Annotated in this window: 4 protein-coding genes and 1 pseudogene; 1 reads left to right on the top strand and 4 read right to left on the bottom strand. The window is 45.4% G+C overall.

Translation table 11 applies throughout. The features are described 5' to 3' along the window. Positions 1–4: 4 nt before the first annotated feature. The 3 genes from rpsF to rnr form a co-directional block, all read right to left on the bottom strand. Positions 5–418 carry a 30S ribosomal protein S6 gene (gene rpsF / locus AB4653_RS10685; RefSeq protein WP_004735855.1) on the bottom strand — a complete coding sequence of 138 codons (414 nt, stop codon included), beginning with the start codon at positions 416–418 and terminating at the stop codon, positions 5–7. A gap of 358 nt (positions 419–776) precedes the next feature. Further along, positions 777–1,517: a 23S rRNA (guanosine(2251)-2'-O)-methyltransferase RlmB gene (gene rlmB / locus AB4653_RS10680; RefSeq protein ID WP_009847889.1), complete on the bottom strand. Its 741-nt coding sequence runs from the start codon at positions 1,515–1,517 to the stop codon at positions 777–779. A gap of 159 nt (positions 1,518–1,676) precedes the next feature. Beyond that, entirely contained in the window at positions 1,677–4,178 is a 2,502-nt protein-coding gene (gene rnr, locus AB4653_RS10675; RefSeq protein ID WP_009847888.1) for a ribonuclease R, read from the bottom strand. 249 nt (positions 4,179–4,427) lie between these two features. On the opposite strand from rnr, the gene AB4653_RS10670 reads away from it, so the two are divergent. Next, on the top strand, positions 4,428–5,837 hold the full coding sequence (locus AB4653_RS10670) for an amidohydrolase (RefSeq protein ID WP_009847887.1): 1,410 nt from the start codon (positions 4,428–4,430) through the stop codon (positions 5,835–5,837). 154 nt (positions 5,838–5,991) lie between these two features. Here AB4653_RS10670 and AB4653_RS10665 read toward each other — a convergent pair. Next, positions 5,992–6,303 (bottom strand): annotated as a pseudogene (locus tag AB4653_RS10665) (flagellar protein MotX); the annotation flags it as partial.

The following is a 6,303-nucleotide window of genomic DNA, read 5'->3' as shown; positions in this document are numbered from 1 at the left end:
AGAATTACTCAGCAGCAGCTTCTGGCTTAGCTTCTTCTTCACGACGTGGTGCACGTTCTTCACGGTCATCACGACGAGGAGCACGCTCTGCACGCTCTTCTTTTTGCTTAAGCATGATAGATTGCTCAGTCACAGCGCCTTTAGTGCGCATGATCATGTTACGTAGAACTGCATCGTTAAAACGGAAAGCAGTTTCTAGCTCGTCCATCACTTCTTGGCCAGCTTCAACGTTCATAAGAACGTAGTGAGCTTTGTGAAGTTTGTTGATTGGGTAAGCCATTTGACGGCGGCCCCAGTCTTCTAGACGGTGGATAGTACCACCAGCTTCAGTGATTGAACCAGTGTAACGCTCGATCATGCCAGCAACTTGCTCGCTTTGATCAGGGTGAACCATGAATACGATTTCATAATGACGCATTTGGTTGCTCCTTACGGATTATTAGCTTCCACGAAAGGCTCGGTCGTCCAAGGGAAGCAAGGAACTAAAGAAAAATGACCGAGTTTTAAGGACGGCAAATATTATAGAAAGAACCCGGTATTGGCAAGCGGTATTTGGCTAATAATGAAACAGTTTTTCTTTCGCCATCTAGCCATCTGTGATTCTGTCAATTTGTCACTCTAGGCCCTAAAAAGAAACGCCCACCAGCAAGTGGTGAGCGTTAATAAATTCATAGACTTAAAGTCATTTAACTCTTTATATAGCAAGTACCTCTAAACAACATAGAGACACACAACTAAACCAAGCGTAACTGAGTCAAATGTTGCTGAACCTAGGTTTACTGAGCTAAACGTTGGCGTACCGCTTCGAACAGACAGATGCCCGATGCTACTGAAACGTTCAGGCTCGACACGCTACCTGCCATTGGAATCTTAATCAGATCATCACAGGTTTCACGCGTTAGACGACGCATACCGTCACCTTCAGCACCCATAACTACAGCAAGAGGGCCTGTTAACTTCGCTTGGTAGATATCATGCGTTGCTTCACCTGCGGTACCCACAAACCATACACCCTGTTCTTGCAGTGCACGCATTGTACGAGCTAGGTTGGTTACACGTACTAGAGGAACGGTCTCAGCCGCACCACACGCTACCTTGCTTACCGTTGCTGTTAGCGGCGAAGAGCGGTCTTTCGGTACGATAACAGCAGCAACACCCGCGGCATCCGCATTACGCAGACAAGCACCTAGGTTGTGAGGGTCTGTTACGCCGTCTAGAACCAACAGCAGAGGCTGTTCGTGCTGCGCAAGGATATCATCTAGGTGAGTTTCATTAAGCTGCTTAGCAGGCTTCACCTTAGCAATAAGACCTTGGTGATTCGCACCTTGTGCTTTTTCATCAAGCGGCTTACGACCCATTTGTTGAATCGATACACCAAATTGCTGCAATTGATTCAGTAATGGAAGCAGGCGATCGTCTTGACGACCTTTCAGTACATACGCTTCGATAAAACGAGCTGGATCTTTTTCTAGTACGGCTTTCACCGCGTGAATACCGTAAATAAATTCGTTACTCATTGTCTCTGGTTACTCTTATTGCTCAGAGGTGAATGTCATCAAACCCGATGCACCCATCTCTGTATTGTTTATTTCGAGAGCATGCATCTTCCGCCTGATACTCTCGCATTTAAATTCGTTAGACGTTTAAGCGCTACTCGTCACTGTAATGACGATAGCTTAAGACTTATCAGCCTTTGGCTTACGGCTTGCTGCGCGCTTTTTCTTCGCACGAGCTTTAGCAGCACCAGTTTTATTCGCTGGCTTTTTCTTCTTAGATGAACTTTCGCTACTTCCATCAGGTCGCTTAGTTGGTTCAACTAAAGGCGTTGCAGGTACACCCGGCTTATTGCTCTTCACCGCTGAACGCTTCTTGCTTTTCGCCTTTTTCATCGCTTCAGCAGCACGCTTCTTGGCTGTTTTACCTTTACCACGCGGCTGACGATCGGTGTCTTCTAAATCAAAATCGATTTGACGAGTTTCTAAGTTAACCGCAGAAACCTTCACTTTAACCGAATCACCCAAGCGGTAGATATTACCTGAGCTTTCACCCACTAGACGCTGACCAACAGCATCAAATTGGTAGTAATCATTCGCTAGCGCAGAAATATGTACCAGACCATCGATGTGCAGTTCCGTTAGACGCACAAAGAAACCGAAGCCAGTCACGTTGGCAATCACGCCATCCATCACTTCGCCAACATGGTCTTGCATGTACTCACACTTCAGCCAGTCGTTCACTTCACGCGTAGCATCATCAGCACGACGCTCAGTCATTGAACACTGTTCGCCGTAGAAGTCCATATCATCGAAAGTGTAGTGGTAACCACCGGTTGGCGTCCAACGCTCGCTGTTACGACCTTCTTCTTTCGCAATAAGGTACTTAATTGCACGGTGCAATAGTAAATCTGGGTAACGACGAATTGGCGAGGTAAAGTGAGCATAGCGCTTAAGAGCTAGACCAAAGTGACCCGCGTTATCCGCGTTGTATACCGCTTGCTTCATTGAGCGCAGCAGCATAGTTTGGATTAATTCACGATCTTCACGTTCGTTAATCTGCTGCATCAGTTGTGCATAATCTACCGGAGATGGCGACAGGCCACCTTCCAGCGTTAAACCTAATTCACTTAAGAAACTCTTAAAGCCCATTAAGCGCTCTTCACCCGGAGTATCGTGAACACGGTACAGCGCAGGCTCTTTTGCTTTTTCTACGTAAGATGCCGATGCGATATTCGCAAGAATCATACATTCTTCGATGATCTTATGTGCATCGTTACGGATTACTGGCTCAATACGGTCGATCTTACGATCCGCATTGAAGATAAACTTAGTTTCTACCGTTTCAAATTCAATCGCACCACGTTCGTCACGCGTTTTCTTAAGCACCTTATACATCTTATGAAGCTCTTCAAGATGTGGTACTTCTGGTTCGTAACGTTCACGTAACTCTTCATTGCCATCTAAGATCGCGCCTACTTTGTTATAAGTAAGACGAGCATGAGAATTCATGACTGCTTCATAGTGCTTGTAGCCTGACAGTTTACCTTTGTCTGAGATAGTCATCTCACACACCATACACAAACGGTCGACTTGAGGGTTCAATGAACACAAACCATTTGAAAGGACTTCTGGCAGCATTGGGACAACTTGTGACGGGAAGTATACCGAGTTACCACGGTTAATCGCTTCTTTGTCTAGCGCTGTCTCTGGGCGAACGTAGTAACTTACGTCAGCAATCGCTACCCACAGGCGCCAGCCGCCGCCTTTCTTCGCTTCACAGTAAACCGCATCATCGAAGTCACGCGCATCTTCACCATCGATAGTCACCAATGGCAATTTACGCAGATCAACACGTCCTTCTTTTGCTTCTTCAGGAACATGCTCACCAAGATTTTCGATTTGCTTATCTACGGCTTCAGGCCACTCTTGTGGGATCTGGTGAGTACGGATCGCGATCTGCGTTTCCATACCCGGAGCCATATTCTCACCAAGAACTTCGGTCACTTTACCCATCATGTTACGAGAACGACCACCACGGTCCGTAATTTCAATCACAACCACATTACCCATTCGAGCACCGCCTTTATGCTCAGTTGGGATCTGGATGTCGTGACTAATACGCGAATCATCAGCAACCACATAAGAATGGCCGTACTCTAGGAAGAAGCGACCAACAAGTGGCGTTTTACGCTCTTCAAGCACACGAACCAAACGGCCTTCACGACGGCCACGCTTACTGTTGTCAGTAGGCTGAACCAATACGTAATCACCGTGCATGATGGTTTTCATCTGATGATGCGGCAGCACGATATCATTGTCTTTACCCACACTGCCGTCTGGGCGTACCCAACCATGACCATCTTTATGACCAATCACAAAGCCTTTAATCAATTCCATCTTCTCAGGCAATGCGTAACACTGACGACGGGTAAAGATAAGCTGTCCATCACGTTCCATTGCACGTAAACGACGACGCAGCCCTTCATATTGTTCCTCTCCAGCCAAACCCAAAGCTTCGAATAGATCGTTGCGGTTCATAGGAATATTCGCGTCTGTTAGAAACGAAATAATGAACTCACGGCTTGGTACTGGGTTTTCGTAATTTTTCGACTCTCGGTCGGCAAAAGGATCAACAGTGGTTGTCGCTGTCGTGTTTTCTGACATTGGTGTGTTTTTTGACATAGGCGGGCCTGCTTAAGCAAGGAAGGTATATTACCCCTAGTATATCTGATGCTAGAGGTAAGCTACAGATATGCTTTGGAAAAGCCTAAAATAACCTAAGATTGATACATATCTTCACTTTGTGAAACATCACTTCATAGACGCGGACTATCATCAAAATTTCAAGCAAACGATAAAACAAACGTTTGCGCCATGAATGAAATACACTATTATCCACACACTTTAACAACACCTGTTCTGAGTATTGATATGAAACTAAAACGCACCCTATTGGCTTCAGCGATGGCAAGCCTAGCTCTATTTCCATTTGCGAGTTCAGCAATGGAAAAAGCTGACCTGATGATAACCGATGCCATGGTTCTAACCATGAACCAAGAAAAAACGGTTTACGAGAGCGGCACTGTTGTGGTCAAAGACAACAAAATCATTGCGGTTGGCGATGCTTCACTAGAGAAGCAGTACCAAGCTAAACAAGTGCTAGACGTTGATGGCGATATCGTAATGCCAGGTCTCATCAATACTCATACTCATGTATCCATGACGGTTTTCCGTTCGTTGGCCGATGATGTGCCTGATCGCTTGCACCGCTACATCTTCCCACTTGAAGCTAAGTTAGTATCTCGCGATATGGTTCGTATAGGCGCCAACCTTGGTAACGTTGAAATGGTAAAAGGTGGCGTAACTACTTACGCTGATATGTACTACTTTGAAGACGAAGTCGCTAAAACTGTTGATAAAATTGGTATGCGCGCAGTATTAGGCGAAACAGTAATCAAATTCCCAGTGGCAGATGCAGCAAACGCGGAAGAAGGTATTAAATACGCTTTAAACTTCATTGAAGAATATAAAGATCACCCGCGTATTACGCCTGCATTTGCTCCTCACGCCCCTTACACAAACACAACCGAAGTCCTTCAAAAAGTAGCAAAGCTTTCTCTAGAACTTGATGTTCCAGTAATGATTCACTTAGCTGAATCTCATCGTGAAGAAGAAAAAATTGCAAAACGAGCTGAAGGTTTATCTCCGGTTCAATACATGGACAGCATTGGTGCACTAAACAAAAACTTAGTTGGCGCACACATGATCCTAGTAGACGATCATGATATCGAGCTAGTGAAAAAATCAGATATGGGCGTGGCTCACAACATGAGTGCCAACATCAAGTCAGCAAAAGGCGTGTCACCTGCGCTTAAGATGTATGACGAAAATGTACGTATCGGTTTAGGTACTGATGGCCCAATGTCAGGTAACACATTGAGCACCATTGATGAGTTCAACCAAGTCGCTAAGGTTCACAAATTGGTGAATAAAGATCGTGCTGCAATGCCGCCGATCAAAGTGATCGACATGGCAACAATGGGCGCAGCAAAAGCACTACACATGGAAGATAAGATCGGCTCTCTTGAAGCTGGCAAGCTAGCCGACATCATAGTGATCGACACCAAGGCTCCAAACATGGTTCCTGTGTACAACCCATACTCTGCATTAGTTTACTCAGCTAACTCGGGGAACGTTCGTCACACCATCGTTGATGGCAAGATCATCATGCAAGATCGCGACATGCTAACGGTCGATGAAGATCAAATTCGCCAAGAAGCACTCGATTTCACCAAAGTCGTTCGTAAGACGGTAATTGAATCTGGTGAAGTTGTTCAGTAACGTCATCGAATGAAATAAACGGTTTTCCGTTCAGATCAAAAAAGGCCTCATAGGTATTTACCTATGAGGCCTTTTTATATCGATATATTTCTAGTTCAAGACTGATGGTTAACGAGTGCAGTCGTTAATCATCAACCTTAATTAATAATTGTAATTACCAGAACACGTCTCGACGTTTTGCTCGAGCGATAATGTTGTCTGGCATTCTCCGCTCCAAACCGCTTCGAAGCACAGTTATACGCTTATGTTGCCTTTGATCCGCTGTCACCGAGTTGTATAACCAGCGATAAGCATCTTCATAATCTAACGGGCTACCGTAATCACGTAGCAAGAGTTCCGCTAAGTGGATACTTGCACTTAAGTTACCCATTGAAGCTGCTTCTCGGAGATACGGAATCGCGCGCTCTTTATCTTGTTGCACCAAAGTGCCAAGAGAATAATAACGTCCTAACTGCTCGAGTGCCGC

It is taken from the genome of Vibrio sp. 10N.222.48.A3, assembly GCF_041475345.1.
Classification (GTDB): Bacteria; Pseudomonadota; Gammaproteobacteria; order Enterobacterales; family Vibrionaceae; genus Vibrio; species Vibrio tasmaniensis_A.
This window is presented reverse-complemented; position numbering and strand designations above follow the sequence as displayed.

Excerpts from the sequence above, each read along its gene's own strand:
- rpsF (WP_004735855.1), bottom strand. The coding sequence starts at position 418 with ATGCGTCATTATGAAATCGTATTCATGGTTCACCCTGATCAAAGCGAG.
- rlmB (WP_009847889.1), bottom strand. The coding sequence starts at position 1,517 with ATGAGTAACGAATTTATTTACGGTATTCACGCGGTGAAAGCCGTACTA.
- rnr (WP_009847888.1), bottom strand. The coding sequence starts at position 4,178 with ATGTCAAAAAACACACCAATGTCAGAAAACACGACAGCGACAACCACT.
- AB4653_RS10670 (WP_009847887.1), top strand. The coding sequence starts at position 4,428 with ATGAAACTAAAACGCACCCTATTGGCTTCAGCGATGGCAAGCCTAGCT.